Annotated in this window: 2 protein-coding genes and 1 pseudogene; 2 read left to right on the forward strand and 1 reads right to left on the reverse strand. The window is 66.3% G+C overall.

Annotated features, from left to right (window positions below):
- A partial coding sequence (locus tag EOA60_RS28190) for a LysR family transcriptional regulator (RefSeq protein WP_164899594.1) occupies nt 1–817 on the forward strand: 817 nt, incomplete at its 5' end.
- Nucleotides 818–887: 70 nt separating this feature from the next.
- Here the strand turns inward: EOA60_RS28190 and EOA60_RS28195 are convergent.
- Nucleotides 888–1,499, reverse strand: a complete 612-nt coding sequence (locus EOA60_RS28195; protein WP_066997348.1) for a TIGR00730 family Rossman fold protein — start codon at nt 1,497–1,499, stop codon at nt 888–890.
- A 116-nt stretch (nt 1,500–1,615) separates the two neighbouring features.
- Between EOA60_RS28195 and EOA60_RS28200 the strand changes: the two are divergent.
- Nucleotides 1,616–2,581, forward strand: a pseudogene (locus EOA60_RS28200) (carboxypeptidase regulatory-like domain-containing protein); the annotation flags it as partial.

A 2,581-nucleotide genomic window follows, 5' to 3' on the forward strand; every position in this document is an offset into this window, starting at 1 on the left:
GTTGCATATCTCGCAGTCCCCTTTGAGCCGGCAGATCATGCAGCTCGAGGAGCAACTCGGCGTCACGCTTTTCGAGCGATCGAAGCAGCGCGTCCGTCTCAACGCCGAGGGCAGGGCTTTCCTTGCCGAGGCGCGCGCTCTGCTCGTCAATGCCGCGCGGCTGGAGGAGCTCGGCCGCAAGCTTGCAAGCGGCGCTACCGGGAGCCTCGCCATCGGCTACGTCGAGGGGGCGGTGCATGCCGGGCTGATCGCTGCGATGCTCAGGGAATTCCGCCGCGAGCGGCCGGATTTTCATCTGCAACTGAGAAACCGCCGCACGGCCGCGCAGTTCGAGGATCTGCGCCAGCGCGTGCTCGACCTCGGATTCGTCTACGCGCCGACGCCGCAAGGCGATCCGGATATCGAGAGCATGCTGGTGCGGCGCGAACCGCTGGTGCTGGCGATCCCCGAAGGCGATCCGCTTGTCGATGCGAGCGACATCAGGCCCCGCCATCTTGACGCCCGCGTCTGGATCACCGTCGTGCGCCAACCCGATGACACCAACCGCGCGCAGTTCCTGGCGGCCTGCATGGAGGCCGGTTTCGTGCCCGACATCGCCTACGAGACGGCCGATCCCTTGACCTCGCTCGGCCTAGTCAGCGCCGGGCTGGGCCTGGCGACGGTACAGGAAAGCCTGCAAAGCGCTGCGCCGGCCGGCATCGTCTTTCGCGACCTGCCATGGTTCAAGCGCAGCGTTGAAATCCATCTCGCCTGGCGGCGCAATGACCGGAGGGCGGTGATTGAGGATTTGAGGAGGACGGTGAACGGTGAATGGTGAATAGCGAATAGTTACTATCTGGCGGTGGACAGATTTCGGCTCGCGCGATCCGCACTATTCACCATTCACCTTACATTTTGTCGATCACCGCCTGCACACCTTCCGTCGGCGCGTCGACCGACGAGCCCGCCACCATGATGGCGGCGACGATGGCCTCGGGGTCGTTGACCACCAGCGGCTTCACCCTATGTGCGGTGTGGATGAAGCCTTCGCCCGACATGTGCTCGATGAGCGCCAGCATCGGGTCCCAGAAGGCCTTGATGTTGGCGAACACGATCGGCTTGCGGTGATGGCCGAGTTGCGCCCAGGTCATGATCTCGACGATCTCCTCGACCGTGCCGATGCCGCCCGGCAGCGCCACGAAGGCGTCGGATTTCTCGAACATCCTGTGCTTGCGCTCGTGCATGTTGTCGGTGATCACCAGCTCGTCGAGCTTGTCGAGAGCGGTCTCGGTCGCCTCCTTGTTGATCAGGAAGCGCGGGATGATGCCGGTCACCTTGCCGCCGGCCTTGAGTGCCCCGTCTGCGACGGCGCCCATGATTCCCTTGGTGCCGCCGCCATAGATCAGGCGCAGGCCGGACTTCGCCAGCGAGCGGCCGAGCAGGTGGCCGGCCTTGACATAGGCCTCGTCGCGGCCCGGAGACGAACCGCAATAGACGCAGACGGATCGAATCGTGTTCATGTCATGATTGGTGATAGGGACGGTTGGCGCGGTCAAGCCCAAGGACGGGCTTTTTCTTGTGAGCTTGGTGAAAACACGCTAGACCGGCGTTAGGTGGCTAAGGGGCAGAAAAGATTATGGCTATCAATTCTTCCAAGGCGTTTTTGTTCGCGGCGGGCGGCGTTGCCGTCGTCGCGGCGGTCGCCTACGGGTCGGGCGCGCTCGACCCATACATCAACAAGCAGAATCCGCCGCAGGTCGCGTCGCTGCCGCAGGCAGGCACGAAGCCGGCCGAATTCTCAAGCACCTCCACCGAGGCGCGCGTACCGCAGGCGCAAGCCCCGGCCAATACAATGGCGCCGGCCAACAACAAGATGGCGCCGGCCAACAAGATGGCGCCCGCCAACAATGCAATGGCGCCTGCCAACAACGCGACGGCCCCGGCGGAATCCGCCCCGGCCGCTCAGGCGCCGGCCGCCGCAGGACCCACACTGCCAACCTTCGATGTCGTGCGCGTCGAAGGCAATGGCTCGATTGTCGTCGCCGGCAGCGCGGCGCCCAATGCCAAGGTCGAGGTCCTGAACGGCGGCACGGTGCTCGGCTCGACCGATGCCGGTCCCGACGGCGCCTTCGCCATCGTGCTCGACGATCCGCTGAAGCCCGGCGACTACACGATCACGCTGCGCTCGACCGCTGGCGGCGTCGCAGTCGCCTCGGCGCAGACCGCCGTCGTCTCAGTGCCGCAGAGCCCGACCGGCCAGGTGCTGGCGATGGTCGAGGAGCCGGGCAAGCCGTCCGAATTGCTGACCATTCCGCAGCCCGCGGCCAAGCCGGAGGCACCTGCCGCCACCGGTCAGGCAGCCGCCCCGGATGCGCAGGCCCCGGCCGCAACCGCGCCGGCGGCGTCTGCCCCGGCGGCGGCGCCGGCTGAAACGGCACCGGCAGCTACGGATCAGGCTTCGGCTCCCGCGACCCAGAACGCCGCTGCAGACGAGCCGAAGATCGCCGTCGAGGCGGTTGAGATCGACGGCGGCAAGATCTTCGTCGCGGGCAGGGCCGATCCCGGCCGCAAGGTGCGCGCCTATGCCGACGATGTCCTGCTT

It is taken from the genome of Mesorhizobium sp. M1A.F.Ca.IN.020.06.1.1 (assembly GCF_004023265.1).
Classification (GTDB): Bacteria; Pseudomonadota; Alphaproteobacteria; order Rhizobiales; family Rhizobiaceae; genus Mesorhizobium.